The sequence below is a fragment of the Variovorax sp. 350MFTsu5.1 genome (assembly GCF_048302515.1).
GTDB classification, from domain to species: domain Bacteria; phylum Pseudomonadota; class Gammaproteobacteria; order Burkholderiales; family Burkholderiaceae_C; genus Variovorax; species Variovorax guangxiensis.
Genome location: NZ_CP157620.1, coordinates 1,063,389 through 1,089,912, shown reverse-complemented (window position 1 = coordinate 1,089,912; position 26,524 = coordinate 1,063,389). Strand labels below are relative to the sequence as shown.

27 protein-coding genes and 1 other RNA gene are annotated in these 26,524 nt (G+C 69.1%); 14 read left to right on the top strand and 14 right to left on the bottom strand.

The features are described from left to right. Positions 1-5: 5 nt before the first annotated feature. From ABL843_RS04690 to ABL843_RS04675, 4 genes are read right to left on the bottom strand one after another with little or no spacing between them, the layout of a single operon-like run. Positions 6-1,286 carry a cyanate transporter gene (locus ABL843_RS04690; RefSeq protein WP_418119149.1) on the bottom strand — a complete coding sequence of 427 codons (1,281 nt, stop codon included), beginning with the start codon at positions 1,284-1,286 and terminating at the stop codon, positions 6-8. Beyond that, entirely contained in the window at positions 1,283-2,485 is a 1,203-nt protein-coding gene (locus ABL843_RS04685) for an amidohydrolase family protein (protein ID WP_418119148.1), read from the bottom strand. The genes ABL843_RS04690 and ABL843_RS04685 overlap by 4 nt, the downstream gene beginning before the upstream one ends. A gap of 31 nt (positions 2,486-2,516) precedes the next feature. Next, positions 2,517-3,992: a sodium:solute symporter family protein gene (locus tag ABL843_RS04680; protein ID WP_184634670.1), complete on the bottom strand. Its 1,476-nt coding sequence runs from the start codon at positions 3,990-3,992 to the stop codon at positions 2,517-2,519. Then, on the bottom strand, positions 3,989-4,213 hold the full coding sequence (locus ABL843_RS04675) for a DUF3311 domain-containing protein (RefSeq protein ID WP_184634668.1): 225 nt from the start codon (positions 4,211-4,213) through the stop codon (positions 3,989-3,991). The genes ABL843_RS04680 and ABL843_RS04675 overlap by 4 nt, the downstream gene beginning before the upstream one ends. Before the next feature lie 166 nt (positions 4,214-4,379). Here ABL843_RS04675 and ABL843_RS04670 point away from each other — a divergent pair, with 166 nt between their 5' ends. Continuing rightward, positions 4,380-5,153 carry a GntR family transcriptional regulator gene (locus tag ABL843_RS04670; protein WP_418119147.1) on the top strand — a complete coding sequence of 258 codons (774 nt, stop codon included), beginning with the start codon at positions 4,380-4,382 and terminating at the stop codon, positions 5,151-5,153. Between the two features lie 63 nt (positions 5,154-5,216). Continuing rightward, a complete protein-coding gene (locus ABL843_RS04665; protein WP_418119146.1) occupies positions 5,217-6,146 on the top strand; it encodes a DMT family transporter in 930 nt (309 codons plus the stop codon). A gap of 10 nt (positions 6,147-6,156) precedes the next feature. Here ABL843_RS04665 and ABL843_RS04660 read toward each other — a convergent pair whose 3' ends face one another. Continuing rightward, positions 6,157-7,080: a LysR family transcriptional regulator gene (locus ABL843_RS04660; protein ID WP_418119145.1), complete on the bottom strand. Its 924-nt coding sequence runs from the start codon at positions 7,078-7,080 to the stop codon at positions 6,157-6,159. A gap of 115 nt (positions 7,081-7,195) precedes the next feature. Here ABL843_RS04660 and ABL843_RS04655 point away from each other — a divergent pair, with 115 nt between their 5' ends. The 8 genes from ABL843_RS04655 (at position 7,196) to ABL843_RS04620 (ending at position 13,659) form a co-directional block, all read left to right on the top strand. Further along, positions 7,196-8,245 (top strand): Gfo/Idh/MocA family protein, encoded by a 1,050-nt coding sequence (locus ABL843_RS04655; protein WP_184634660.1) that lies wholly within the window; start codon positions 7,196-7,198, stop codon positions 8,243-8,245. Between the two features lie 117 nt (positions 8,246-8,362). Continuing rightward, positions 8,363-9,031 carry an amino acid ABC transporter permease gene (locus ABL843_RS04650; protein ID WP_184634658.1) on the top strand — a complete coding sequence of 223 codons (669 nt, stop codon included), beginning with the start codon at positions 8,363-8,365 and terminating at the stop codon, positions 9,029-9,031. A 13-nt stretch (positions 9,032-9,044) separates the two neighbouring features. Then, the gene (locus ABL843_RS04645) at positions 9,045-9,692 is read left to right on the top strand and encodes an amino acid ABC transporter permease (RefSeq protein ID WP_375792079.1); all 648 of its coding nucleotides are present in this window, start codon (positions 9,045-9,047) and stop codon (positions 9,690-9,692) included. 59 nt (positions 9,693-9,751) lie between these two features. After that, complete coding sequence (locus ABL843_RS04640; protein ID WP_184634654.1) at positions 9,752-10,585, top strand: transporter substrate-binding domain-containing protein; 834 nt, start codon at positions 9,752-9,754, stop codon at positions 10,583-10,585. Between the two features lie 68 nt (positions 10,586-10,653). Further along, positions 10,654-11,409: an amino acid ABC transporter ATP-binding protein gene (locus ABL843_RS04635; protein ID WP_418120437.1), complete on the top strand. Its 756-nt coding sequence runs from the start codon at positions 10,654-10,656 to the stop codon at positions 11,407-11,409. 5 nt (positions 11,410-11,414) lie between these two features. Beyond that, the gene (locus ABL843_RS04630) at positions 11,415-12,215 is read left to right on the top strand and encodes a sugar phosphate isomerase/epimerase family protein (protein ID WP_221297365.1); all 801 of its coding nucleotides are present in this window, start codon (positions 11,415-11,417) and stop codon (positions 12,213-12,215) included. 50 nt (positions 12,216-12,265) lie between these two features. Further along, positions 12,266-12,712 (top strand): type II 3-dehydroquinate dehydratase, encoded by a 447-nt coding sequence (gene aroQ, locus ABL843_RS04625; RefSeq protein ID WP_184634650.1) that lies wholly within the window; start codon positions 12,266-12,268, stop codon positions 12,710-12,712. Positions 12,713-12,828: 116 nt separating this feature from the next. Then, complete coding sequence (locus tag ABL843_RS04620) at positions 12,829-13,659, top strand: TorF family putative porin (protein ID WP_418119144.1); 831 nt, start codon at positions 12,829-12,831, stop codon at positions 13,657-13,659. A gap of 9 nt (positions 13,660-13,668) precedes the next feature. On the opposite strand, the gene ABL843_RS04615 is transcribed toward ABL843_RS04620, so the two are convergent. After that, a complete protein-coding gene (locus ABL843_RS04615) occupies positions 13,669-14,697 on the bottom strand; it encodes a Bug family tripartite tricarboxylate transporter substrate binding protein (RefSeq protein WP_418119143.1) in 1,029 nt (342 codons plus the stop codon). 136 nt (positions 14,698-14,833) lie between these two features. Here ABL843_RS04615 and ABL843_RS04610 point away from each other — a divergent pair, with 136 nt between their 5' ends. The 3 genes from ABL843_RS04610 (at position 14,834) to ABL843_RS04600 (ending at position 17,917) form a co-directional block, all read left to right on the top strand. Then, positions 14,834-16,504 (top strand): MBL fold metallo-hydrolase, encoded by a 1,671-nt coding sequence (locus tag ABL843_RS04610; RefSeq protein WP_126021468.1) that lies wholly within the window; start codon positions 14,834-14,836, stop codon positions 16,502-16,504. Between the two features lie 5 nt (positions 16,505-16,509). Further along, positions 16,510-17,229, top strand: a complete 720-nt coding sequence (locus tag ABL843_RS04605) for an RNA pseudouridine synthase (RefSeq protein WP_418119142.1) — start codon at positions 16,510-16,512, stop codon at positions 17,227-17,229. Between the two features lie 145 nt (positions 17,230-17,374). Further along, positions 17,375-17,917, top strand: a complete 543-nt coding sequence (locus ABL843_RS04600) for a hypothetical protein (RefSeq protein WP_126021470.1) — start codon at positions 17,375-17,377, stop codon at positions 17,915-17,917. Here ABL843_RS04600 and ABL843_RS04595 read toward each other — a convergent pair. The 8 genes from ABL843_RS04595 to ABL843_RS04560 all read right to left on the bottom strand — a co-directional run bounded on the left by ABL843_RS04595 (position 17,907) and on the right by ABL843_RS04560 (position 25,437). Continuing rightward, positions 17,907-19,145 (bottom strand): multidrug effflux MFS transporter, encoded by a 1,239-nt coding sequence (locus ABL843_RS04595; protein WP_418119141.1) that lies wholly within the window; start codon positions 19,143-19,145, stop codon positions 17,907-17,909. The two genes, ABL843_RS04600 and ABL843_RS04595, sit on opposite strands and share 11 nt — an antisense overlap. Next, positions 19,142-20,617 carry an efflux transporter outer membrane subunit gene (locus ABL843_RS04590; RefSeq protein WP_418119140.1) on the bottom strand — a complete coding sequence of 492 codons (1,476 nt, stop codon included), beginning with the start codon at positions 20,615-20,617 and terminating at the stop codon, positions 19,142-19,144. Before ABL843_RS04590 ends, ABL843_RS04595 begins: the two co-directional genes overlap by 4 nt. Further along, a complete protein-coding gene (locus ABL843_RS04585) occupies positions 20,614-21,555 on the bottom strand; it encodes an HlyD family secretion protein (protein WP_184634634.1) in 942 nt (313 codons plus the stop codon). The genes ABL843_RS04590 and ABL843_RS04585 overlap by 4 nt, the downstream gene beginning before the upstream one ends. Positions 21,556-21,571: 16 nt before the next feature. Further along, positions 21,572-21,778, bottom strand: coding sequence for a DUF1656 domain-containing protein (locus ABL843_RS04580; protein ID WP_019658367.1), 207 nt, complete (start codon positions 21,776-21,778; stop codon positions 21,572-21,574). Then, a complete protein-coding gene (locus tag ABL843_RS04575; RefSeq protein WP_418119139.1) occupies positions 21,775-23,904 on the bottom strand; it encodes an FUSC family protein in 2,130 nt (709 codons plus the stop codon). The genes ABL843_RS04580 and ABL843_RS04575 overlap by 4 nt, the downstream gene beginning before the upstream one ends. 6 nt (positions 23,905-23,910) lie before the next feature. After that, positions 23,911-24,375: a MarR family winged helix-turn-helix transcriptional regulator gene (locus ABL843_RS04570; protein WP_126021706.1), complete on the bottom strand. Its 465-nt coding sequence runs from the start codon at positions 24,373-24,375 to the stop codon at positions 23,911-23,913. A 171-nt stretch (positions 24,376-24,546) separates the two neighbouring features. After that, positions 24,547-24,875, bottom strand: an RNA gene (gene rnpB, locus ABL843_RS04565) — RNase P RNA component class A. 34 nt (positions 24,876-24,909) lie between these two features. Then, positions 24,910-25,437: a shikimate kinase gene (locus tag ABL843_RS04560; protein ID WP_418119138.1), complete on the bottom strand. Its 528-nt coding sequence runs from the start codon at positions 25,435-25,437 to the stop codon at positions 24,910-24,912. Positions 25,438-25,559: 122 nt separating this feature from the next. On the opposite strand from ABL843_RS04560, the gene cysK reads away from it, so the two are divergent. Continuing rightward, complete coding sequence (gene cysK / locus ABL843_RS04555; protein WP_019658370.1) at positions 25,560-26,480, top strand: cysteine synthase A; 921 nt, start codon at positions 25,560-25,562, stop codon at positions 26,478-26,480. Positions 26,481-26,524: the final 44 nt, after the last annotated feature.

The following is a 26,524-nucleotide window of genomic DNA, read 5'->3' as shown; positions in this document are numbered from 1 at the left end:
GGTGTTCAGACCTTTCTGGTGGCCGCGCTGTCGAGCGCGGCAAGAGATGGAGCACCGGGCAGCGCGCCGCGCACATCGAACAGACCGGCCGTGGAGGCAGCATAGCGGCGCGGATCGAAGCACAGCATGAGCGGCAGCAGCACCACAACGACGGCAGCAAGATAAGCCCACGCGAGCGTGAAGCCGCCGGTGTGCTCGCGCACCCAGCCGGTGACGAAGGGCGCGAGCGCGGCGATCATGAAGCCCACGCCCTGCATGAAGCCCGCGAGGGCGCCGGCCTGTGCGGGGTCGGGCAGGTGATCGAGGGCGAGCACCATGCACAGCGAGAACGCGCCGCCGAGGCCGAAGCCCAGCACGACGGCGATGGCGACTGCCGGCACGGGTGCGTCGAAGGTCAGCGCGCAAAAGCCGGCGAACTGCGCGGCGAGCGTGAGCACCAGCCAGGGCCGTAGGTCACGGCCGCGGCTTCGTGCGATGGCTGGCATGGCGAGTGCTGAAACCACCTGCGCGGCCGTCATCAACGCGAGCACCGAGCCGCCCTGCTGCGCGGTCCAGCCCTGCTGTGCATAGAAGTGCGGCAGCCATGCGACGAGGCTGGTATAGCCACCGTTGATGAGGCCGAAGCACGCTGCCAGCAGCCATGCGCGGCGGCTGGCGAAGCAGCGCAACCACGAAAGGCCTTGCCTTGGCGCATCGGCTGTGAATTCCATGCGCCGCATGTTGAGCCAGTACAGCAGAGCGAAGACGGCGAGCAGCGACCAGATCGACAGGCCCGCGTGCCAGTCGGGCTGGGCGCCGCCGAATGCGTGCGCCACCCACGGGCTGGCCATGGCGCCGAGGCCGCCGCCGCCCATGATGGCTGCGGAGTGCAGCCCCGTCATCACGCCGATGCGCGCCGGGTAGGCCTGCTTCACCACGCCGGGCATCAGCGCCTGCACCAGGCCCACGCCTGCGCCGGCGAGTGCGGCGCTCCACAGCAGTGCCGCCGCGCCGCCAGCCACGTACCGGCTCGCGCAAGCCAGGGCGATGGCCGCCAGCCCGAGCCCGACGCCACCGCGCGCGCCGATGCGCTGGCCGACCGCCGCGCCGAAGAGCGATGTGGCGCCCATCGCGAACATCGGCAGCACGGTGAGCAGCGCCACCGCATGGAAGCCGATGCCGGTCGCGAGGCGGATGGGTTCGAGCAGCGGGCTGCTCGAGGTGAGAAAGGCGCGTAGGTTCAGCGCCACCAGCACGATGACGATCGCGAAGGCGATGCCTCCGTCACGACTGCGCCCTGCCCTCACAGAGACGCCACATCCGCCTGCAGCACGCCGTTGCGCGCCACGATGCGGCCACCCGCCACCACCAGCTTGCGCACGGGGCGCGAGACGACGGCGTGCGCGACGGTCTGCGCATCGACCAGCACCAGGTCGGCGCGGCAGCCCACTTCAAGGCCATAGGCTTCGAAGCCGCAGCCGCGTGCACCCGAGTGGGTGACGGTGTCGAGCGCCACTTCGATCTCGTCGTCGCGGCGCAGGTTGTAGCGCAGGCCGATGATCATGGCGCGCTCGAGCATGTCGGGGTTGCCGTAGGGCGACCAGGTGTCGCGGATGCCGTCGTTGCCGCCGAGCACGGCCACGCCGGCCTGCCTGCAGGCCATGAGCGGCGGCACGGTGCGCGAAGGCGGTGCGCTGGTGACGAGCACCACGCCGAGCTTCGCCATGCGCGCGAGCAATGCCTCGCGCTCGCGTTCGCTCACGTCGCCAAGGCAGAAGCCGTGGCTGATGGCCACCTTGCCCTGCATGCCCAGCGCCTCGGTGCGCTGCAGGATCAGGTCGAGCGAGAAGGCACCCATGGCGCCGGGCTCGTGCAGGTGGATGTCGACCGGGCGCTGGTGCTTGTGGGCGATGCCGAAGAGCACGTCGAGCGACTTCACCGGATCGCCGTCGATGGCGCAGGGGTCGAGGCCGCCGAGCACGTCGGCGCCCATCGCCAGCGACTGGTCGAGCAACTCGGCCGTGCCCGGACGGCCCAGCAGGCCCGACTGCGGGAAGGCGACGATCTGGATCTGCTGCAGCTTGCTCAGCGCCTCGCGCGTGCGGATGGTTCCTTCGAGGTGGCGCAGGCCGGCCTGGGTGTCGACGTCGACGTGCGTGCGCAGCCGCGTGGTGCCGAGCGCGAGAAAAGCCTTGGCCAGCACGAGCGACTGAGCGGCCGCGTCGTGCCCGCTGGCATGGCGGAAGGCGCGCTCGTTCTCGATCTTGTCGATGAGGTTCACGCCGACTTCGTTGCGGTACCAGTCCATGCCCCACATCGTCTTGTCGAGGTGCGTGTGGCCTTCGACGAGGCCGGGCAGCAACAAGGCGCCGTGGCCTTCCTCGACGGTAGTGCCGGCCGGCGCGGCAAGCGCCGGGCCGATAGCGGCAATGCGGTCGTCCTGCACCAGCACGTCGACGGAGGAGGCGCCCATGGGGCGCACGTTGCGGATCAGGAGCGATGGCATGTGGGGCGGTCCGTTTCTCTATCCATGGCTGTCAGGCAGGCTGGGCTGCGATGGCGCGGCGGGTCGTGTTCGGGGTGAGCAGCGCCACCACGACGAACACCAGCGCATTCGTCGCCAGCGCCACGAGCCCGGTGTTGAGCGACTTGAACACCACCGGCGCTGCCGGGAACAGCGTACCCAGGTTGGAGCCGGTGGTCATCATGAAGCCCAGCACCGCGCCGCCCGCCAGGATGCCGGCGAAGGCCGCGTGCCTGTTGCCGAAGGGCTTCTTCATGAGGCTGAAGAGCAGCGAGGGCAGCAGCTGCGTGAGCAGGCTTGAGGCGAAGATGGCCACCGACACGATGGTGGTGCCGCCGCGCAGCACGAAGTACACCGCCACCAGCGCGAACACCGGCAGCACCCAGCGTGCGACGCGCGACACCTGCTTGTCGGTGGCGTGGGGCGCGAAGCCTTCCTTGTAGACGTTCTTGCCGATCACGGTGGAGGCGGTGAGCAGGATCATCGAGCCCGGCACCAGAGCCGTGAGCACGCCCGTGCCGCCGATCACGCCGACGAACCACGGGTCGAAGGTGTGCTTCACGAGGCCGAAGAGGGCCAGGTCGACGTCGGAGCCCTTGAGCCCCGGCACCTGCAGGATGGCCGCGAAGCCGACCAGGAACAGGAAGGCGATGACCACCTGGTACAGCGGCATCAGGATGGTGTTGCGGCGCACCGCGCTCGCGCTCTTGGCGGCGTACACCGAGGTGAGGTTGAACGGGTAGAGGTAGTAGCCCAGCGCCGTCAGCAGGATGGTCGAGTTGTACCAGGTGAGGTTCAGTCCTTCCTTCGGAAATTCGAAGAAGCTGGGGTTCGCCGCATGGATGGCGGTGAACATCGGCGTGACGCCGCCGTAGTAGTGCCACGGCAGGTAGATGCCGAGGAACACGGCGAGCGCGAGGATGAGGATGTCCTTCACGATGGCGATGCTGGCCGAGCCGTGGATGCCCGAGAACAGGATGTAGCTGACCATGACCAGCGTGCCGATCCAGATCGCCACCTGCGGCGCGATGGAGCCGTACGAAGCTTCCGACACGATGATGCCGAGCCCGCGCAGCTGGATGGTGAGCAGCGCGACCATGCCCATGAGCGCCACGATGGACACCAGCACGCCCAGCGCGCGGCTGTCGTACTTGTGGGCGAAGAAGTCGGAGAACGACACCAGCTTGTTCGCGGTGGCGTAGCGCCAGATGGCCGGCAGCATCCAGAAGGCCATGAGGTAGGCCAGCCCGCCGTAGGCCAGGATGTAGAAGGCCGGCGTGCCCTTGCTGTAGGACCAGCCGCTCGCGCCCAGGAAGGTGAAGGTGGAGAACGATTCGCCCGCCATCAGCAGGAACACCATGATGGCGCCCAGCCCGCGCCCGCCGAGCGCCCATTGCTCCAGGCTCATGGTGCGGCCGCGCCGCGCGAGCACGGCGAGGGCCAGCGCGCCGACGACGAACAGGGCGATGACGCCGAGTGCCGCGTTCATCGCGCGTCTCCGGTGGAGGAAGAAGAAGGAGAAGGCGCGTCGATGTCGCCTTCGGCACGGTCGATGACCACCATGATCAGCGAGGTCAGCACCAGCCAGCTGACGTTCCACACCATCAGGAAGGGCATGCCGAGCACGAAGGTGGGGGCGACGGAGGACAGCCATCCCCCGCTGAAGAAGGCGGCGACCGGCAGTGCGGCAAGCCATTTGGCGGATTTCATGGAGGCCTCGATTCTTGTCTCGGGTTGGGATTTTCTCGAATTTTGGTTAACCATACAGTTTTATTTGGTTAACCAAACGGAGGCGGATGGTACGGAGCGCAGGGTGCCGAGTCAATCCGGGGGCTTTCCCTGAGGCTGCCGGGCGCAGGCAATAATCCGGCTGCCTATGCCCTCCGCCGCCCGCAAATCCCCAGCGACCGCCCCCTCCCCCGAACTCACGGAAGCCGACGATGCGAACGTGGACGAACGCGTCTACGGCGCCGTCTCCAAGGCCTTGCTGAGCGGCAAGCTGCGCCCCGGCACGCCGCTGCGCGAGCGCGCGCTGGCCGAAGCGCTGGGCTGCACGCGCGGCGCGGTACGCAAGGCGCTGGCGCGGCTGGGCTCGGAAAAGCGGCTGGTGCTGGAGCACAACCGCGGCGCCTTCGTGCCCAACCCCTCGATCGACGACATGCGCGGCATCTATCGTGCGCGCCGCATCGTGGAAGCGGGGCTGGTGACCACGCTGTTCGGCAACCTTTCGCGCGACCAGGTGGCCGCGCTGCGCAAGCACGTGCAGGCGGAGCAGAAGGCCTTCAAGGAAGGCCGGCGCGAAGACGCGGTCAGGCTGGCCGGCGACTTCCACCTGCTGCTTGCGGAGATGGCGCAGAGTGAAGAGCTGCTGTCGTACATCAAGCGGCTGATCTCGAACACCGAGCTCTACAAGGCGCTCTACGACTCCGCCGAGGCCGCGAGCTGCGCACCGCGCGAGCATGAACAGATCATCGATGCGCTGGCCACGGGCAAGTCGCTCGACAAGGCGCTGGCCGTGGCGCTGGAGCATCTCGACGAGCTGGAACAGCGGGTGATCGCGGGGGCGGCAGCGGAGCAGGAAGTCGACCTGGCGACGCTGCTGAATGGCGGCGGCACCGGCGGCAGCAAACCGCACGCGCACGACCACTGAGGCATCCACGCTTAGCTCGCGGCCGAAGTGTGGCCGCGCCGGTGAGGGAATGATCGGCGCACCATGCACGCATCCACACCCTCCTCCATCGACACGCCCCGCGCCAACCTCGCCTTCGAATGGGTGCTGCTCGCGGTGCTCGCCACCTGCTGGGGCGCCTCGTACACCTTCATCAAGATCGGCGTGGCGACGATCCCGCCGGTCACGCTGATCGCGGCGCGCACGCTCGTCGCCGGCCTGCTGCTGCTTGCGGTGCTTCACATGCGCGGCGTGAGGCTGCCGACGGAGCCCGCGACGTGGGGCCGCTTCGTGCTGCAGGCCTGCCTCAACAGCGTGCTGCCCTTCACGCTCATCGCATGGGCGGAGCGCAGCGTCGACGCGGGGCTGGCGACCATCCTCAACTCGACCTCGCCGATCTTCATCTTCCTGCTGGGGCTGGGCCTCGGCGGCGCCGACAGGCCCACGCTGCGCCGCCTGTTCGGCGTGGGCGCGGGCCTCGCGGGCATCTGCCTCATCGTGGGCTTCGAGGCGCTGAACGGGCTCGGGCATTCGCTGCTTGCGCAGCTCGCCCTGGTGGCCGCCGCCGTCTGCTACGGCTGCGCCGCGATGTTCGGCCGCGTGTTCAAGGGGCTGGACCCGATGGTGCCGGCGGCTGGATCGCTCGTGAGCGGCGCGGCGATGCTGCTGCCAGCGAGCATCCTCATCGACAGGCCTTGGACGCTCGCGCCGTCGGCCGCGTCGATGTCGGCGGTGCTCGCGCTCGCGGTGCTCTCCACGGCGCTTGCCTTCACGATCTACTTCCGGCTCATCAAGACGCTCGGGCCGATGTCCACCGCCGCCCAGGCCTACCTGCGCGTACCCATCGGCGTGACGATCGGCGTGGTGTTCCTGGGCGAGCGGCTGGCGCCGACGGCGTGGATCGGGCTGGCCTGCGTGGTGACGGGCGTGGTGGCGATGACGATGCCCGCCACGAAGCGCGTGCGAGGCGGCTGAGGACCTCCGCTCAGCTTCTCGGCCCCTCCGGATCGATGTTCAACGCATGCGGCCCGTTGGCGAGCCGCTTCTTCAGGAACTCCACGCACACGCGGACCTTCGCCGAGCCGGCTGAGCGGGTGCTGGTCATGGCCCAGATGTCGGCCGGCTCGTGATAGGCGGGCAGCACCCGCGTCACGCGGCCGTCGATCAGCGGCTGCGCGACGTCCCAGATCGACAGCAGGCAGATGCCCTTGCCGTCGATGCTCCAGCCTCGCACGACATCGCTGTGGTTGGAGCTGAACCGGCTCGTCACCTTGACGGCTTCCATGCCCCGGGGACCCATCAACCGCCAGTTGCCGAAGGGCTGGTCGCGCTCGCGGAACAGCAGGCACTCGTGCTCCGCGAGTTCGGCCACCGTCTTCGGGTGGCCGTGCTGCGCGAGGTAGTCGGGCGAGGCGCAGAGGATGCGCCGGCTCTCGACCATGCGCTGCGCGATGAGCCGCGGCTGGGTGGGGTCGCCCACGCGGATGTCGAGATCGAAGTTCTCGGTGATCAGGTCGACGCGCCGGTCCATCAGCTCCAGCCAGACCTCGATGCGCGGATAGCGCTTGCCGAGCGCGGACAGGATGGGCGCCACATGCTCGCGCCCCAGCCGCTGGCTGGTTGCGATCCGCAGCGGCCCCGAGGGCTCCTTTTTGGCGCTGCTGAAGGCTTCCGACATGGCGTTGGCGTCGTCGAGGATGCGCTGCGCCCACTGGTAGGCGCGCTCGCCGTCCTCGGTGATCACCACGCGCCGCGTGGTGCGGTGGAACAGGCGCACGCCGAGCTGGGATTCGAGGATGGCGATGCGCTTGCTGATGTGCGCCGAGGTGGTTCCGATCTCCAGGGAGGCGCCGACGAAGCTGGAGCGGCGGGCGGCCTCGCAGAACACTTCCAGGTCTTTCAGGTCCATGGCTTTTTATCAACGATCTGTTGATATCGGGTCAACAGAAGGCGGATTGTAGTTTCTATCGTTGTTACTAGACTCCGCGGCAGTTCCCACAGCCAACGAGACGAGACAAAGGACCATGAGCAAACTCCCCATCGCGGTCATCGGCGCAGGCCTGATCGGCAAGACCCACATCGATCGCGTGCTGGGCAGCGCCGACGCCGAACTGGTCGGCATCGCCGATCCCACGCCTACGGCGGCCGAGCTGGCGCGTGCGGTGGGCGTGCCCTGCTTCGCCGACCATCGCGCGCTGCTCGCCGAGACCAGGCCCAGGGGCGTGGTGGTCGCCACGCCGAACGCGACCCATGCGCGGATCACGATCGAATGCCTGGAGCACGGTGCGGCTGTGCTGGTCGAAAAGCCCATCGCCGACACGCTCGAGGACGGGCGGCGCATCTGCGAGGCGTCGAGAGCCACGGGGTTGCCCGTGCTGGTGGGACACCAGCGCCGCCACAACCCGATCATGCGCAGGGCCCGTGCCATCGTCGCCGATGGCGCGCTCGGCCGCCCCGTGAGCGCGACGGTGATGTGCACCTGGCTCAAGCCGCGCGACTACTTCGACGTGACGTGGCGGCGCCAGCAGGGCGGCGGGCCGATCCTGATCAACCTGATCCACGACATTGACCTGATGCGCCATCTGTACGGGGAGATCGAGAGCGTGCAAGCACTGGCCTCGAACGCGGTGCGCGGCTTCGAGGTCGAGGACACGGCCGTGGTGGCGCTGCGCTTTCGCAACGGCGCGCTGGGCACGGTCACGGTATCGGACACCGCGGCCGCGCCGTGGAACTGGGACCTGGGTGTGGGCGAGGCGGAGCGCTTTCCGCGCCAGGACATCAACGCGCACTACTACTCGGGCACCGAGGGCTCGCTGACGCTGCCGCGCCTGGAGCTCTGGCACTACCGCGAGGACCAGGGGCCCGCCCAGGGCTGGCACGACCCGCTGACGCAGGAGCGCACCGCCGTGCACACCGGCTGCCCCTACAGCGAGCAGATCCGTCATTTCGCCGCACTCATCGAAGGCCGCGAGGAGCCGGTGTGCTCCGCGCTCGACGGCTTCCGCACGCTGGAAGCGACGCTGGCGGTGACGCAGGCCGCCTCTAGCGGAGGCAGCGTGACGCTGCCTTCGTAGCGCAGGCACGCGCATCCCGCCCGACGCGGGCGCCGGGGGCCGCGCAGGCCGCCGCAAGGCACGGAGACAGACAAGAGATCCAACAACAACCGCTCCACGAGACAAGAGCAAACAGCCATGAGCTACACATTCGACTTCGCGGTGCTGATGCCGCATTGGGAAGCCTTCGCCGAAGGCTGCTGGTTGACACTGCGGCTTTCCGCGGTGTCGGTGGCCATCGGCCTGGCCGCCGGACTGCTGACCGTGCTGGCCAGACGGTCGCCGCTGGCAGGGCTTCGCTGGTTCGCCGAGGCCTACATCGAGCTGATCCGCAACACGCCGTTCCTGGTGCAGGTGCTGTTCGTCTTCTTCGGGCTGCCATCGCTCGGGGTGAGCCTCACGCCGAACGCGGCGGCGGTGCTGGCGCTGAGCCTGAACCTGGGGGCCTTCTGCGCGGAGATCCTGCGCACGGGCATCGAGTCGGTGCCGCGCGGACAGTTCGAGGCCGGCGCGGCCCTCGGCCTGAGCCCCCTGCAGACGCTGCGCCACGTCGTCCTCAAGCCCGCGCTGCGGACCATCTATCCGGCGCTGACGGGGCAGTTCGTGATGCTGCTGCTGACGACCAGCATCGTCTCGTCGATCTCGGCCGAAGAGCTGACGTCGGTCGCGCAGAACATCGACTCGGCCACCTTCCGCAGCTTCGAGGTCTACATCGTCGCGGCGCTGCTCTACCTGGCGATGTCGACGATCTTCTCGACGCTCTTCAAGGCGATCGACCGGCTGTACTTCTCCTATCCCGCGCGGTGAGGAGGCAAGCATGATCCGCGACTTCACGCTGACCGAGTTCTGGCTCGTCGCCGCCGGCATGGGCGCCACGCTGATGCTGTCCGCCATCGCCTTCATGGGCGGTGGCCTGGCGGGGCTGCTGGTGGCGCTGGCGCGCACCTCGCCCTGGAAAGGGCTGCGCATCGCCGCGGGCGCCTTCATCGACTTTTTCCAGGGCACGCCGATGCTGCTTCAGCTGTTCCTGGTTTTCTACGGATTGCCGGTGCTCGGGTGGAAGGTGAACGTCTGGGTGGCTGCGGCCGTGGGGCTGACGCTGCATGCCGGCGCCTTCCTCGGCGAGATCTGGCGCGGCGGCATTCAGGCGGTGCCGCGCGGGCAGACCGAGGCCGCCGCCGCGCTGGGGCTCGGCTACGGCACGCGCATGCGCCACGTGGTGCTGCCGCAGGCGCTTCGCATGTCGTTCGCACCGACGGTAGGCTTCCTGGTGCAGCTCATCAAGGGGACCTCGCTGGCGGCCATCATCGGTTTCGTCGAGCTCTCGCGCTCGGGCCAGCTGGTTTCCAGCATCACGTACAAGCCGCTGCTCGCCTTCGGGCTGGTGGGAGCCTGCTACTTCGCCATCTGCTTTCCGCTGTCGCGCTACAGCGCGCGACTGGAGCGGCGCTTCGCCTCCACCCACTGATTCCGTTTCCGACAGACAAGAAACCGCGGACCTCTCCGCATCCACCCGAGGAGCAAACCATGTCTCGACAATTCATCCGCCGCGCCGCGCTCACGCTGCTGCTGGGCCTGGCGGTGCAAGGCCTCGCGCAGGCGCAGAAAGTGGCCGACATCAAGAAGGCCGGCGTGCTGAAGATCGGCGCGCAGGTGGCCCAGGTGCCCTGGGGGTTCAGCGACAAGAGCGGCAAGCTGACGGGCTACGACATCGAGTTCGCGGAAATGCTCGCGAAGGACTTGGGCGTCAGGCCCGAGTTCACGCCGGTGACGGTGGCCAACCGCACGGCGGCGCTGCTGACCGGGCAGGTCGACGTGCTCGCGGCGGTGGTCACGATCCTTGCCGACCGGCAGAAGGTCGTGCTGTTCTCCCGGCCTTACTCGTACCTGGAGACCGTTCTGATCGGCAAGGCGGGCACGCCGCCGATGAAGAGCTACGCCGACCTGAAGGGCCTGCGCATCGGCGTGCCGCGCGGCAGCGTGCAGGACTCGTCGGTGACGCAGGCGCGCACCGGCGCCACTATCCAGCGCTTCGACGACGACGCCGCCGCCGTGCAGGCCCTGCTGTCGGGCCAGGTGGATCTGGCCGGCGCCGCGAACTCGCAACTGGGCCCCATCGCGCAGGTCGCGGGCGCGGGCAAGTACGAGGTCAAGCTGGTGGTAGCCCGTGGTTTCCAAGGCGCCACGGTGCGGCCGGGCGAGCGCGAATGGGTCGGCTACATCAACGACTTCATCGCGCGCAAGCTCGCCAGCGGCGAGCTGCCCGCGCTCTACAGGAAGTGGATCGGACAGGACATGGACAAGGACCTGCCCGCCACCGGCGAGACCGAGTCCGCCCTGCCCCGCGTGGTGGCGAAGTGACGGCGCAAGCCCCTGGGAGCCGGCACACCATGATTTCCAACGACTGCGGCATCGCGCCGGACCACGCCATGCCGCATGCGGTCGGCGCGGAAACCGTGATCACGATGGAAAAGGTCAGCAAGTGGTTCGGCACGATGCAGGTGCTGACCGACGTCGACCTGAAAGTGCGCAAGGGCGAGCGCATCGTCATCTGCGGGCCATCGGGCTCCGGCAAGTCGACGACCATCCGCTGCATCAACCGGCTGGAGCCCTACCAGAAGGGCCGCATCGTCGTCGGCGGCATCGACCTGGGCGCCGACGCGAGGAACGTCAAGGCGGTGCGCGCCGAGGTCGGCATGGTGTTCCAGCAGTTCAACCTGTTTCCGCATCTCACGGTTCTGGAGAACTGCATGCTCGCGCCGATGAAGGTGCGCGGCACGGGCAGGGCCGAAGCCGAGGCCACGGCGATGAAGTACCTGTCGCGCGTGCGAATTCCCGAACACGCGAGGAAGTACCCGGCACAACTCTCGGGCGGACAGCAGCAGCGCGTTGCCATCGCCAGGGCGCTGTGCATGACGCCGCGGATCATGCTGTTCGACGAGCCGACCTCCGCGCTCGACCCCGAGATGGTGAAGGAAGTGCTCGACACCATGACCGGCCTTGCCGAGGAAGGCATGACGATGCTGTGCGTGACGCACGAGATGGGCTTCGCGCGCGCCGTGGCCGACCGGGTGCTCTTCATGGACCGCGGCGAGATCGTCGAGCAAGCCTCGCCCGAGGAGTTCTTCGGGGCCCCGAAGCACGCGAGGCTGCGCGATTTCCTGGGACAGGTGCTGCACAAATGACACCCTTGTCGCTTGCCCATCTCACGGTGCTCGAGGTGGCGCCTCCCGCGCTGTTCGACCTGGCCGCCGAAGCCGGTTTCCAGAGCGTCGGCATCCGTATCCTTCCTGCCGCGCCCGGTGCGGTCTCGTATCCGCCGAGTGTTGCCACGGTGCCGGTGTGGCGCCGTCGGATGGCCGATGCCGGCGTGGGCATTCACGACGTCGAGTTCATTCCGCTGACACCCGGGGTCCGCATCGGCGAGTTCGCTGCGGTGGTGGCGCTGGCCGCGGAGCTGGGCGCCAGCCGCATCAATGTGTCGGGCGACGATGCCGACACGTATCGCCTCGTCGATCGCTTCGGCGAGCTGTGCGACCTCGCGGCGGGGGCCGGCCTCGGGGTGGACCTGGAGTTCATGCGCTTTCGCGTCATCGGCACGCTGCAGCAGGCGCTCTCGATCGTCGAGCGCGCGGGACGGGCCAACGGGCGCCTGCTGATCGACGTACTGCATTTGTTCCGCTGCGGCGGCACCGCCGCGATGCTGCGGGAGGTACCGGCTGGCGCGCTGGGCTCGGTGCAGCTCTGTGATGCGCCGCGGCAGGACCCGACGGATGCAGGCCTCGTGGCCGAGGCGCGCGAAGGACGACTGTTCCCCGGCGAAGGCGAGTTGCCGCTGAAGGCCTTCATGGATGCACTGCCGCGGGACATTCCCGTCGGCGTGGAAGTGCCGACCGGCAGTACCCATCCGGCACTCGCAGCCGCGGAGCGTGCCGCGAGGGCGTGCAACGCGGCGCGCAAGCTCCTGGCCTCATGGCAGTCCTCGCGCTGACCGTGAGGCCACAGCCGACCGAATCATCAACACCAGGAAAGGAAACCGCGATGAACGTGCTCATGCTTCACGGCATCAACCACAACATGTTCGGCAAGCGCGACCCGGAGCAGTACGGAACCACCACGCTGGCGCAGATCGACACTGCGCTGCAGGCGCTCGGCCGCGAGCTCGGCGCGGAGGTGGAGAGCTACCAGACGAACAGCGAAGGTGCCATGTGCGAGCGCATCCACCAGGCCTTCGAACAGGGCAAGGACGCGGTGCTGATCAACGCCGGCGCGTGGACCCACTACAGCTACGGCATACGCGATGCGCTCGCGATACTGACCTGCCCGGTGGTGGAGCTGCACATGTCGAACATCCACGCGCGCGAGGAGTTCCGGCACAAGTCGGTCTTTGCCGAGATCGTGAAGGGGCAGATCTGCGGCTTCGGGGTGGACAGCTATCTGCTGGCACTGCGCGCCGCGGTGTCGGCGGCCAGGCAAGAGGCTTCGTAGCTCCATCTCGGCCAGCGCTGCGATGAAACTTTTGCGCAGCGGGCTTCGATTTTTACGTGGCGTTTAGACGCCCGCCCCTACGCTGCCGGCTCCTCCATTCGTCAGCGATTTCTTCGATGAAAAACCTTCTGCGCATCGCACTGCCGATGCTCGTTCTTCCCACCCTGGGCGCCCTGCCGGTGCTCGCGAGCGCACAGCTCAGCGGCAATGTGTCGCTCACCACCGACTACAAGTTCCGCGGCCAGGACCAGGACATGCTCGGCAAGAACGACTACGCCAAGACCAGCGCCTTCAAGCCCGCCATCCAGGGCGGCTTCGACTACGCCTTCGGCGACAGCGGCTTCTACCTGGGCAACTGGAATTCGAGCGTCAACTGGCTCAAGGGCAACAGCATCGAAAGCGACATCTACGGCGGCTACAAGTTCAAGGCCGGCCCCTTCGACATGGACGTGGGCGCGCTCACGTACATCTACCCGGGCAACTCCTCGGGCAACACCACCGAGCTCTACGGAAGCGCGGGCTACACCGACGAGACCATCGGCTCGTTCACGCTGAAGTACTCGCACACGGTGTCGAAGGACTACTTCGGCTATGCGGGCAACAAGGCCGGCTCGGGCCTCAAGGGCACCAACACCGGCTACCTGAACCTCGCCTACAGCAAGGAGATCGCGCCCAAGCTCACGCTGAAGGCGGCCGTGGGCTACACGAACATGTCGAGCGACATCCGCAGCCTGGGCTACAAGAGCTACGTCGACTACAACGTGGGCGCGAGCTACGACTTCGGCAACGGGCTCTCGCTGGCAGGCTCGGTGCAGGGAGCCAACAGGCAGAGCGCGTATCTGTCCGTGAGCAATCCGGGCATCGACCTGGGCTTCGGGCCGTTGGGCAGGCAGACCTACTCGCCGAACAAGGCGCGCTTCATCCTCACGCTGACGAAGACGCTCTGAGCACCAGCATCAGTCGATGCTGATGTTCGCCGCCTTCGCGACCTCGGCCCACTTCACCCGGTTGTCGTGCACGGTCTTCTTGAACTGTGCCGGCGACTCGATGCGCACGGTGTTGCCCTGGCTCTCGAAGCGCTCGCGGATCTCGGGCGTCTCGAGCACCGCCTTCACCGCCGCGTTGAGCTTGTCGACGATCTGCGGGTCGGTGCCCTTGGGCGCGAAGATGCCGAACCAGATCGAGCTGTCGAAGCCCTTGGTGCCGGGCAGGCCGCTCGATGCGATGGTGGGCACCTCCTTCACCGCGGGCACGGCCGCCGCGGTGGTCACGCCCAGCAGGCGCACCTTGCCGGCCTTGTAGTGCGGCAGCACGGTCTGCACCTGGTTCATGATGCAGCAGGTCTCGCCGCGCACCACCGACGTGATGGCCTCGGGGCCGCCCTTGTAGGGCACGTGCACCATGTTCAGGCCCAGGCGCGAATTGAACTCGGCAAAGGCCATGTGCGTGCCGGCGCCGTTGCCTGTAGACGCATAGTTGTACTTGCCGGGGTTGGCCTTGACCAGCTCGACGAATTCCTTCAAGGTCTTGACGTTGATCACGTCGGAATTGATGGTGAGCACGTTCGACACGTCGAGCACCGGCGCCACCGGCACGAAGTCGGCCTCCACGTCGAAGGGCAGCTTCTTGTAGAGCGCGGCGTTGCTGCCGTGCGTGGCGGCGGTGCCGAAGGAGAGCGTGTAGCCGTCGGGCTTCGCGTGGGCCACGTAGTCGCTGGCGATGTTGCCCGCGGCGCCCGACTTGTAGTCGATGATGACCGGCTTGCCCAACTGCTTCGCCAGCGGCTCCTGGATGGTGCGGGCCACCACGTCCACGCCCGAGCCGGCCGGGAATCCCATGATCAGCGTGACGGGTTGCTGCGGCCAGTCGTGCGCCGCGTGCTGGGCGAAGACGGCGGTTGTCGCCAGCGAGGCGGCGGCCAGCAGCACGGTGCGACGGGCGGGTCGGGCGAATCTGGCAAGACGGGTGAATGGAGAATGAGCCATGGCAGTCTTTCGGTCGTTCAGTCTTTTGTCTTCAATACAGACGGTGCACGCGCATTGTGGCGCGCGGCTGATGCCCGATTCCATATGAGCTTATGCGCGACATGCAGGTATCGCGCCTGCTCCCGATAATCGCCCCATGGTCCGCTCCACCCAACAACTACACGCCCCACGCGAGCCCGCGCCCCTGCGCCCGGCCGCCACGGTGCTGCTGCTGCGCGACAGCGCCGCCGGCATCGAAGTGCTCATGACCCGCCGTTCCGCCACCGCCAGCTTCGCGCCCGGTGCCTACGTGTTTCCCGGCGGCCACATCGACGAGGCCGACGAGGCCGCCAAGCGCATCGCCACGCGCCGCCCCACGCAAAGCCGTGTACAGCGCACGCAGGCCATCGCGGCCATCCGCGAGGCCTTCGAGGAGCTGGGCATCCTGCTCGCGCACCGCCAGGCCGACGGCCAGCCGGTGAGCGCAGACGAGGTCGCCTCGATGGACCGCGGCAACACGGCCGGCACAGCCTTCGCAGACCAGTGCGCCGCGCGCGGCCTGGTGCTCGATTCCGACCGCGTCTTCACCTTCGCGCACTGGATGACCGACCGCGACCTGCCGCGCCGCTTCGACGTGCCCTTCCTGGTGGCGCGCATGCCCGAGGGCCAGGTGCCCACCGCCGACGAGAGCGAGCAGTTCGAGCCCTGCTGGGTACGCCCCGCCGATGCGCTCGCGCGCCACGAGGCCGGCAGCTTCTTCATGATCTTCCCGACCGTGCGCACGCTGCAGCGCATGGCCACCTACGCCACGGTCGACGGACTGCTCGCCGCCTGCGCAGGCGAGGTGCCGCTGTGGACCAGCTGCCCGCGCGCCGGCCTGCTCAAGGGCGAGGACGCGCGCTACATGGAGCACGAATCGCCCTACGGCGAACTCGCGATGGTGTGCCCAGACGGCCAGATCGCGCATGCGCTCGACTGGCAAAGCGAAACCCCGGTGCCGCTGCTGAAGAACGTGACGCGCCTGACCGCGCCCAACGCCAGCATCATGACCGGCCCTGGCACCAACAGCTACATCGTGGGCGACGCGGCCACCGGCTACATCGTGATCGACCCGGGCCCGAACGACTTCGACCACATCGGCCGCCTGTGGCGCGCCACGCATGGCGACATCCGCATGATCGTCTGCACTCACTCGCATGCCGACCACTCGCCGGGCGCGGCGCCGCTGCAGGCGCTGTGCAAGAACGCAAGCAAGCCGCCGATCCTCGGGCTGGCCTCGAAGCCGACGGCACGCTCCACCGCGCGCTTCACGCCCGAGCGCGAACTGGCCGACGGCGAGCGCCTGGTGCTCTCGGGCACCACCGAAGCGGGCGAGGCCGTCTCGCACACGCTGCGCGTGATTCACACGCCCGGCCACGCGGCCAACCACCTGTGCCTGGTGCTGGAGGAAGACGGCCTGCTGTTCTCGGGCGACCACATCCTCAATGGCAGCACCACGGTGATCGATCCGCCCGACGGCGACATGGGCGCATACCTCGATTCGCTGGACACGCTCGACAAGGCCTGCGAGGCGGGCGGCATCGACTTCATCCTGCCCGCGCATGGCTACGTGATCGGCTTCGCCCGCACCGCCATCGGCATGCTGAAGGCGCACCGGCTCAAGCGCGAAGCCAAGATCGCGGCGGCCATGCAGAAGCTGCCCGAGGGCACGCCCGACGACTGGCTGCCGCTGGCTTACGACGACGTGCCCGAACGCATGTGGCCGGTGGCCGCGCGCTCGCTGGCTGCGCATGTGGCGCACATCCGGCAACTGGCCGCGCATCGATGAGCGGCATGGCGACTACCTCGCCCGTCGACGGCGAAGGCATCCGCCTTGCCAAGCGCGTGGCCGCGCAGGCCGGCGTGTCGCGGCGCGATGCGGAGCTGCTGATAGAGAACGGCGCGGTGCGCGTCGACGGCGTGCAGCAGACGCTGCCGCAGTCGCGCGTGCTGCCGCACCAGCGGGTGGAGATCGAGGCCGGCGTGAAGCCGCAGCCGGTGGAGCCCGTCACGCTGCTGCTGTACAAGCCTGCGGGCATGCCCATCGACACCGCGCACGAACTGCTCGTTGCCGCCAACCACCACGAGCCCGAGCGCGCCGGCCTGCGCTTCCTGCCGGCGCATGCAAGGGCGCAGCGCTGCATGACGCCGCTCGAGGCCGGCGCGAGCGGGCTGGTGGCGTACACGCAGGAATGGCGCGTGGAGCGCAAGCTGCACGAAGACGCCGCCTTCCTCGAGCACGAGGTGATGGTCGACGTGGCCGGCGCAGTGAGCCCCGAGGTGCTCGCGCGGCTCGAACGCTCGCCCGCACGCGTGAGCATCGGGCGCCAGACCGCTGAACAGACCGGCCTGCGCTTCGCGCTCAAGGGCGCGCGGCCCGGGCAGATTGCGCACATCTGCGACGCCGCGGACCTTCGCATCCTGGCGATGCGGCGCATCCGCATCGGCCGCGTGCCGCTCGCGGGGCTGCAGCCCGGCCAGTGGCGCTATCTTGCACCCCACGAACGCTTCTGACAACGACAGCAAGAACAGAGAAGAGAAAAAAGAGGAACCGTCGAGAGAGAAGACAGAGGACGACAACGACGATGCACCGCATTCGCGCGGCCCGCAATTTTCAGCCCGCGGCCTCCAGGGGCCGCCCTCAGGGAGAGACTGAGTCATGAAGTTCGCTACACCGGGCGCCGCCCTCGCCTGCACCGTGCCGCTGGCACTCGTGGCGGGGTGCTCCTACCTCACGCCCGCGCCGCCGCCCCCGCCGCCGGCACCGCCGCCGCCCGTGGTGTCGAAGGACGGCCTCGCGCCCATCACCGAGCAGCAGGTCGAGCGCATCCGCGAGGCCATCGCCAGCAAGCCGCCGAGCCCGGCCGTGGGCAAGGTGGTGCGCAGCGCCTCGCCGACCATCGAGTCCTTCGTTCGCACCGAGGGCTGCATCACGGCGCGCAACGGCGCGGTGCTCAACCCCTTCGCCGCGCCCGGGCGCCTGTTCGACGGCACCGGCTTCCAGGGCGGCCCGATGGCCGAGATGCAGTACCACGACAAGACCGCCTGCGTGACGGTGAAGCGCATCCAGAACTGGAAGATGGTCTCGCCCAAGCTGCTGCGCTTCGAGGTGGTCTACGTGGGCGACGACGGCGAAGAGCGCGCCGTCAAGCGCCACGAACTGGTGCGCCAGCCCAAGGGCGGGTGGCTGTTCACGCGCTGAGGCTTGTTGCCGCTGCCTCTGCTGCTGCCGCGCGCTTCTGCGTGCGCAGCGCAACCGCGAACGACAGCTGCGCCACGATGCCCGCTCCCGCCAGCACGATGGCCGATGCCAGCGCCGGGTTCGTGTGCCCCATGCCCGCGAGCGCGGTGCACAGCGCGCCCACGGCCATCTGCGTGAAGCCGTAGAGGCCCGAGGCCGAGCCGATGACCTGCGGGTTGACGCTGATCGCCTGCGTGAGTGCCGGCGGCGAGGCCATGCCCACGCCGACGGTGAAGAGGAACATGCACGCGACGATCAGTGGCACCGAGAGATGGCCGCTGAGCGCCGCGCCGAGCAGCACGAAGGCCGCCACCACGCTCAATGCGTTCGATCGCGTCATCAGGCGGTCGACGCGCACCCGCGAGATCAGGTGGCTGGTGAGAAAGCTGCCGAGCCACACGCCCGACACCAGGATCGCGAGGTAGATGCCCGCCTCGTGCGCCGGCCGGTGCAACTGGTCGACGAAGATGAAGGGCGCCGAGGCGATGAAGGCGTACATCGACGTGGTGGCGCAGCCGCCACCGACGGAGAAGCCCAGGAAGGCCGGCGAGGCCAGCAGCTTGCGGTAGTTGCGCCCGAGCTCGCGGGCGTTCACGGCGGCGCCGGGCGCACCGGTCTCCGGCAGCATGCGCCAGGTGAAGAGAAAACCGACCACGCCCAGGCCGAAGAGCGCATAGAAGATCGAGCGCCAGCCCAGCGTGGTGGCGAGCGCCCCGCCGATCAGCGGCGCGAGGCTGGGTCCGACGGTGACCATCAGGTTCATCAGCGCGAGGCGGCGCGTGGCCTCCTGCGGCTCGGCCGTATCACGCACGATGCTGCGGCCCAGCACGAGCCCCGAGCAGCCGCCCACCGCCTGGAAGAGCCGCGCCGCAATGAGCGAGTGCACCTCGGGCGCGAGCGCCGCGGCCAGGCCCGCCACGCAGTAGATGCCCAGCCCGCCCAGCAGCACCGGACGCCGCCCGAAGCGGTCGGCCAGCGGGCCGTACACCAGCTGGCCCAGCGCGAGACCGAGGATGTAGAGGCTCACCGTCATCTGCATCTGCCCGATGCCGGCGCCCAGGCCCTTCGCGGCGATGGGCAGCGCGGGCACGAAGATGTGCATGGCCAGCGTGCCGCTGAAGGTGACCAGAGCGAGCAGCCACAGCGGCGCGTGCGGGCGGCGCGGCGGCTGAGCGGATGTCGGCGTCATTGCTTGATGCTGGCCGGCGTCGAGCCCTGCGCGAGATGGGCTTCGTCAAGCTCCCAGCCGCCGCCCAGCGCCATGAACAGCACCACCTGGTCGTCGGCCAGCTGCGCCTCGCTGGCCGCGAGCGCGGCTTCGCTGGCGGCCAGCGAGCGTTCGGCGTCGAGCGAATCGAGGTAGCCGGTGCGGCCGTTCTGGTAGAGCTGGCGCGCCTGCGCCGCGACCTTGGCGCTCTCGTCGCGCGAGGCCTGCAGGGCAGCGCGGCGGTCGAGCTCGCGTGCGTAGGTGGCGAGCGCGGTCTCGGTCTCGCGCAGCGCGGTGAGCACGGTGCCGTCGAACTTGGCGAGCGCGGCGCGCGTGCCGGCTTCTGCCTGCGCGATACGGGCCTGCGCGACGCCGGTGTTGGGAATGGTCCAGGAAATCAGCGGGCCCAGGCTCCAGGCGAAGGTGTCCTTGCGGCCGAAGCCGTCGGCATGGCCCGCGGAAGAGCCCGAGAGCCCCAGCGTGACCTTCGGATAGAGCTCCGCAGTCGCCACGCCGATGCGCGCGGTCGATGCGGCGAGGCTGCGTTCGGCCTGGCGGATGTCGGGGCGGCGGCGCAGCAGCGCGGCGCCGTCGCCCACCGGCAGCACGCCGGCCACGCGCGGCGGCACGGTGCAGTCGGCCACCTCGCGCGGAAAGTCCTGCGGCGGCGCGCCGGTGAGCGTGGCGAGACGGTAGAGCGCGCCCTGGCGCTCGGCCTTCAGCGGCGGCAGCGCGGCATTGAGCTGCTGCAGCTGCGCGCGTGCGCGGTTCGCGTCGATGGCGCCGGCACGGCCCGCGCGCTGCAGGCGGTCGGTGACGTTGACGGCGTCCTGCTGCAGCGAAACGGACTTCTGCGCGATCTGCAGCCGCAGGCCGGTGGAGCAGGCTTCGGCGTACGCGCGCGCGGTGCCGGCCGCGACGTTCACGCGCACGAGGTCGAGCGCGGCTTCGGCGGACTGCGTGCTGGCTTGCGACGCTTCGATGGCGCGGCGGATCTGGCCGAACAGGTCGACCTGGTAGGAGAGCGACGCGCCCGCGCTGTAGTTGAAGGTGCTCGGCGGCTCGTAGCCCTTCTGCAGCAGCGACAGGCCCGAGACGTGGCCGAACGAGGGGCCGCCGTTGACGCCGATGGTGGGGTACCTGGCGCCGGCGGTCTCGTCCTCGATGGCGCGTTCACGCTCGAGGTTCGCCACGGCCTGGCGCAGGTCGGTGTTGTGCGCGAGGGCCTGTTCGACCAGCTTGTCGAGCAGCGGGTCGTGGTACAGGCGCCACCAGTGGGCGGGCAGCGGCGCCGCGTTGGCGGGCGCCTCTGCGAAGGGCTTGCCCGCTGCAGGCTGGCTGGCCAGCGCCTCGGGCGGCTGCTTGTAGTCGGGGCCGACCGCCGCGCAGGCCGCGAGCGCGGCGGCGGCGGCCAGCGATGCGATGCGGAATGCGAAGCTGGTCATGTCGTTCATCCCTTCTGTGGCGTGGAAGCCGTTGCCGCCGTCTTCTGCGCCGGCTTGTTCTCCAGCACCTGCACCGTGACCGTCTGGCCCGCGACGAGGCGCGCGCCCTGCGGCAGCGGATCGAGCTTGACGCGCACCGGAATGCGCTGCGCGAGCCGCACCCAGTTGAAGGTGGGATTCACGCTGGGCAGCAGGTTGGCGCTGGTGGAGCGGTCGTGGTCGGCGATGCCGGCGGCCACGCTCTCGACCGAGCCTTCGAGCACAGCGCCGCCGCCCATGGGCGTGACGCGCACGCGGTCGCCGAGGTGGATGCGCGGCAGCTTGGTTTCCTCGAAATAGCCTTCGACGTAGAACGACTGCGCATCGACCAGCGCGAGCACCGGCCGGCCCGCCGCGGCGTAGCTGCCCTGGCGCAGGTCGAGGTTGGTGACCAGGCCGTCGGCCGGTGCGCGCACCTGGGCGCGCTGCAGGTTGAGGCGGGCCGAGTCGAGCGCCACTTCGGCCTGCGCGACCGCCGCCTGCATCTGCTCGACGCGCGAGCGGGTCTGTTCGCGCGACTCCTTCGACACCAGCTCGTCGAGGCCGGCATTGCGCGCGTTCTCGCGCTGGGCCTGCGCGCTCACGGCGCGTTGCGCCGCGAGCGCGGCCTGCGCCTGGCGCACGGCGAGGTCGTAGCGCGCGCGGTCCACTTCGAAGAGCAGCGCGCCGGCGGCTACCGGCTGGTTGTCGTGGATGGGCACTGCCGTGACCAGGCCCGAGACGTCGGGCGCGATCTGCACGACGTTGGCGCGCACGCGGCCGTCGCGCGTCCACGGCGCGAGTTCGTAGTGGTCCCACAGGCGCAGGCCGGCCCACACGGCGGCGGCGACCACGGCCAGGGTGAAGAGAACGCGGCCCAGGCGCTGGGCCCACGGATTGCTGTCGTCGGAAGTTCGGGCGGCTTTCATTGGAATCTCGTTGTTGTCATTGGAGGTAGGCGCTGGCGCGGCTGAGCGCGTAGAGCAGCAGCAGGTAGAGCGCCATGTCGAAGAGGGCCGGGTGCCACACCCAGCGATAGGCGCCGGTGGCCGCGAGCAGGCGGCGCACGCCCCACAGCACGAGCAGCGCCGCGAGCGCGAGCACCATGATCCAGGGCAGGTACAGGCCGTAGAAGCTGGCTTCGCCGATCATGCGGAAGCTCCTTGCGAAGTGAGGGACGTGCCCGCGAGCGAGGGCGGCGCGTCGGGAAAGAGATTGCGGCGCAGGCCCACCAGTGCGGTGACGGCCGAGCGCGAGGCTGAAGAAGAAGACGACGACGACGCGGTGTCGCGCGCATCGAGCACGGCGCCGAGCGCCTCGTCGATCTGCGGCAGCAGGCCGGGCGGGCGCGGATTCATGCGGCCCTCCGCGCGCTGTCGGAAGAAGCGCGAGATGCCGCCCAGCAGCGCGGCCGAAGTGGCCAGCGGCAGCTGGCCGCGCACACGCTGCAGCACCGCGATGTCGGCACCCATGCGCAGGTCGCGCAGCGCGTCGTTGGCGGCCACGCCCTCGACGGTGCCGCCGGCCTGCGCGATGCGCGGCGCGAGCAGGCCGATGCGGTCGAGCATGCGAACGGCGTAGGCGTCGCTCTGCGCGTACTGCGGATGCGACGAGGCGGCCATGTCGCCCAGCTCGCGCCAGGTGGCGCGCTGGATGCGCCGCGCGCTCCAGTCGGCGCCCACCGAGCGCACGAGACGCGTCACGCGCGCGGCGACGACCACGCCGACGATCTGGCCGATCATGCTGTTGATGAAGCTCACCAGGTCGGAGCTGGCGGTGTCGTGCATCGCCAGCGTGCCGCACACGCCGAAGATCAGCGCCATCGCGGGCATGAAGTGCGTGGGACGCGGCAGGTAGAAACCCAGCAGCAGGAAGAGCGGCGCACAGATGACCACCAGCATGCCGAAGTCCTGCACCGTGGGCATGAGCACCAGCACGTAGACGGCCGAGATCGGGATGGACCACAGCGTCCACTTCAGGAAGCCGTGGATCGCCGGCACGGGGTCGTCCATCGTCGCGAAGAAGCAGCAGAAGACGGCGGCCATCATGGTCGCGGCCGAGCCCATGGGCCAGCCGGTGACGATCCAGAACGCGCCGCACAGGCAGATGGCGATGACGGCGGCCAGCGCCGACAGCAGCGCCATGCCGTAGTCGCGGTGCAGCACCCGGCTGCCGAGCGCGGCCGTGCGGCGCAGCGGCGCGGCGCCCTTCAGCCCCTCGTCTATGTCCTGGCGCAACTGGGCGCAGGCGTTCCAGCCGTCGACGAGCTCTTCGAGGCGGCCCGCGAGGCCGATGCGCAGCGCGCTGCCCCAGCGGGCCTGCGGATCGGCGTCGGGCGGCGTGGCGCCCAGGGCGTCGATGGCGCGGCGCAACTCCTGCAGGCGCGCAGCACGGGCAGCGGCGTCGCCGGGGCCGTCGGCCTCTTCACGCAACCACTGAGCGGCCTTCGCGAGCACGGCGGCCACGTCGGGGGCGATGACGCCTTCGGCCTGCTCCAGCGCCAGCAGGCGGTCTTCGACGGCGGAGAGCGCGGGCGTGAGCGCGGCGACGCGGTCCTGCATCGCGCGGATGGCGCCGGCGGTCCAGCGCAGGTGAGTGGTGTCGAAGGGAACGTGGGTGGAGAGAAGGCGCAGCTGCGTGATGTCGCCGGCGAGGCGGCGGCGGTCGTCGTCGAGGCGCCGTGGCTCGGCACTGCTTCGGCCGGCGGGCTGGAAGAGGTCGCCCAGCCACTTGCGCGCGTCCTGCAGCGTGCGGTCGAGCAGGCCCAGCACGATCGGCGCGAGCCCCGCGGGCAGCACGAGGCTGTGGATGAGCGTGGCGCAGAAGATGCCCAGGCCGATTTCCTCCACGCGGGCCACGGCGGTGTCGAACAGCGCGAGCGGCGTCTGCACCGACGGAAAGCCGATCAGCGCCGCCGTGTAGCCCGCGAGCATGAACACATAGGAGCGCGGCGTGCGGTCGAAGAGCGAAATGCACAGGCACAGCCCCACCCACAGCGCGAGCACCAGCGTGAGCAGCTCGGGCGCGTTGGACAGCGCCGGCACCAGCAGCACGGTGGCGGTGCTGCCGATGAGCGTGCCGAGGAAACGGTAGACCGCCTTGGAGCGCACCGCGCCGGCCAGCGGATGGGCGACGACGTAGGTGGTCATGAGCGCCCAGAACGGACGCGGCAGGCCGGCGCGGCTGGCGAGGTACATCGCCAGCATGGCCGCGGCGAAGCTCTTGCCGGAAAAGAGGATCTCCGCGCGGCTGAAGCGCGGCAGGCTGAACGAGGCCATCTGCTGCTACCTGCGCCCTTCCTGCGTCGGCGCGAGCGGCGGCAGGCTCTGCACGGCACGCACGCCCATGCGCTCCTCGAGCACGCTGAACACGCGCAGGCAGGCGGCGACGTCCTCGTCGGACACGCCGTCGAACAGCGACACCCGCATCAGCGTCAGCGCCGCCTCGATGGGTTCGCAGACGGCCTTGCCGGCCTCGGTGAGGTGCAGGGTCTTGGCGCGGCGGTCGGCCGGGTCTTCGCGGCGCTCGACGAGGCCGGCTTCCACCAGCTGGTCGACAGAGCGCACCAGCGACGGGCCCTCGATGCCCAGCGCCTCGGCCAGCACGCCCTGGCGCACATCGCCGTTCATGCGCCCGAGCATCACGATCGGATAGGCCAGCGTCTGCGACACGCCCACATGCGCCACCGCCTTGTCCGCCGCGGCGCGGTAGCCGCGCTGCAGCACCGCCAGCGACGTGCCGAGGCGCATCAGTGCCTGTTCGCGCGTCGGTTGGATATTGGCTTGGTCGTTCACGATAGCCGCCTATTAATTAGCATGCTATCGATTATACGGGTAACTACCAATCCTTGCAGGCGGCAAGGCTCGCGCCCGCCTTCAGGGCCGAAGGACGTGAAAAAACGGAAAGGGAGAGAAAGAAAAGTGTGAAGCCCGCCGATAAGCCGGATTCTGTGCACCGCGAGCTCCTTGCGGAACCCGCGGCGTGACCGCCATTACTCTGGGCCGCCTGTCACCAGACGGCTCGATGCCACCTACCCGCCAGCTCAGCGGAACCACCTCGATACTGGCCTACTTGGTGTTGCTGCGCGCAGAGATTGCCCGTTTCACCCGAACTGAATCGGCTCGTCTCTGTTGCTCTGATCCTCACCTCACGGTGGAGAGTCGTTAACTCCTGCGCTGTCCTGTGCAGTCCGGACGTTCCTCCAGTGCGGCCTTTCGGCACTTGCACCAGCGGCGGTCTGGCGTGCTTCACGGGGTGGATTATCGCCCGGCGCGGCGCCGGGCCTACAGCGCCAGCACGCGGGCGATCTCGCGTGCAGCCTCCTGCGGCTGCGTCACGGCGGTGTCGATGACCACCTCGCCGGGCGGCATCGCACGCTCGCACGCTTCGAACTGGTCGCGCAGCTGCCGCAGCAGTTCGAGGGAGCGCAGCTTTCCGAATTCGGCCCGGCTCGCGGCATCGATGCGCTTCTCCTGCTCGTCGCGCGACAGCTTCAGCTGGACGAATGCCGTGCTGCCGCCCTCGGCCGCCACGGTCTCGACCACGCGCTGCGGAAAATCGGCAGCCACCGAAGGCTCCGGCGCGAAGGTGAAGATCAGCGAGCGCCCAGTTCGCGCGGCCTCGCGCATGGTGGCGAGCCACATCTGCTCGCGCAGCTTCATGAAGCTCTCGCAGCCGAAGGGAAACACCGCCGCGACGGCGTCGACGACCAGGTGGTTGTGGAAGACCGCGAAGCCGCTGAGCTGCCCCAGCGCCCGCGCGATCGTCAGCTTGCCGGAAGCGACCGGCCCATGGATGAACACCAGTTTCATCCGGCCATTCTGCCAAGGCACTCCGCGGCCGATCAGGGAGATCGGGGCCGAAGGCACACGGGCTGGTCTCACAATGCGCGTTGTCCGTCCGACAAACGCATCGATCCAAGGAGATTGCATCCATGAAGGCCCAGAACATCCTCCAGACCATCGGCAACACGCCGCACATCCGCATCAACCGCCTGTTCGGCAATGCGAAGCAGCAGGTGTGGATCAAGTCCGAGCGCGCCAACCCCGGCGGCTCGATCAAGGACCGCATCGCGCTCGCGATGGTGGAAGACGCCGAGAAGAGCGGCGCGCTCAAGCCCGGCGGCACCATCGTCGAGCCGACCTCGGGCAACACCGGCATCGGCCTGGCGATGGTGGCGGCCGTCAAGGGCTACAAGCTGATCCTGGTGATGCCCGACAGCATGTCGGTGGAGCGCCGCCGCCTGATGCTGGCGTACGGCGCCACCTTCGACCTCACGCCGCGCGCCAACGGCATGAAGGGCTCCATCGCCCGCGCGGAAGAGATCGTGGCCGGCACGCCCGGCGCATGGATGCCGCAGCAGTTCAACAACCCCGCCAACATCGACGTGCACGTGCGCACCACGGCCGAGGAAATCGCCGCCGACTTTCCCGACGGCATCGACGTGCTGATCACCGGCGTGGGCACGGGCGGCCACATCACCGGCGTGGCGAAGGTGCTCAAGAAGAAGTGGCCCAAGCTGCAGGTGTTCGCGGTGGAGCCGGTGGCATCGCCGGTCATCTCGGGCGGCCAGCCTTCGCCGCACCCCATCCAAGGCATCGGCGCGGGCTTCATCCCAAAGAACCTCGACACCTCGCTGCTCGACGGCGTGCTGCAGGTCGACGCGGAGCCCGCGCGCGAAATGGCCCGCCGCTGCGCGCGCGAGGAAGGCATCCTGGTGGGCATCTCCTCGGGCGCCACGCTCGCGGCCATCGCGCAGAAGCTGCCGTCGCTCGCGCCCGATGCGGTGGTGCTGGGCTTCAACTACGACACGGGCGAGCGCTATCTGTCCGTAGAGGGCTTTCTGCCGGCCTGAAGGTTCTTGTCGCGAAACACCACGGAACCGGCTTTGCCGGGCCG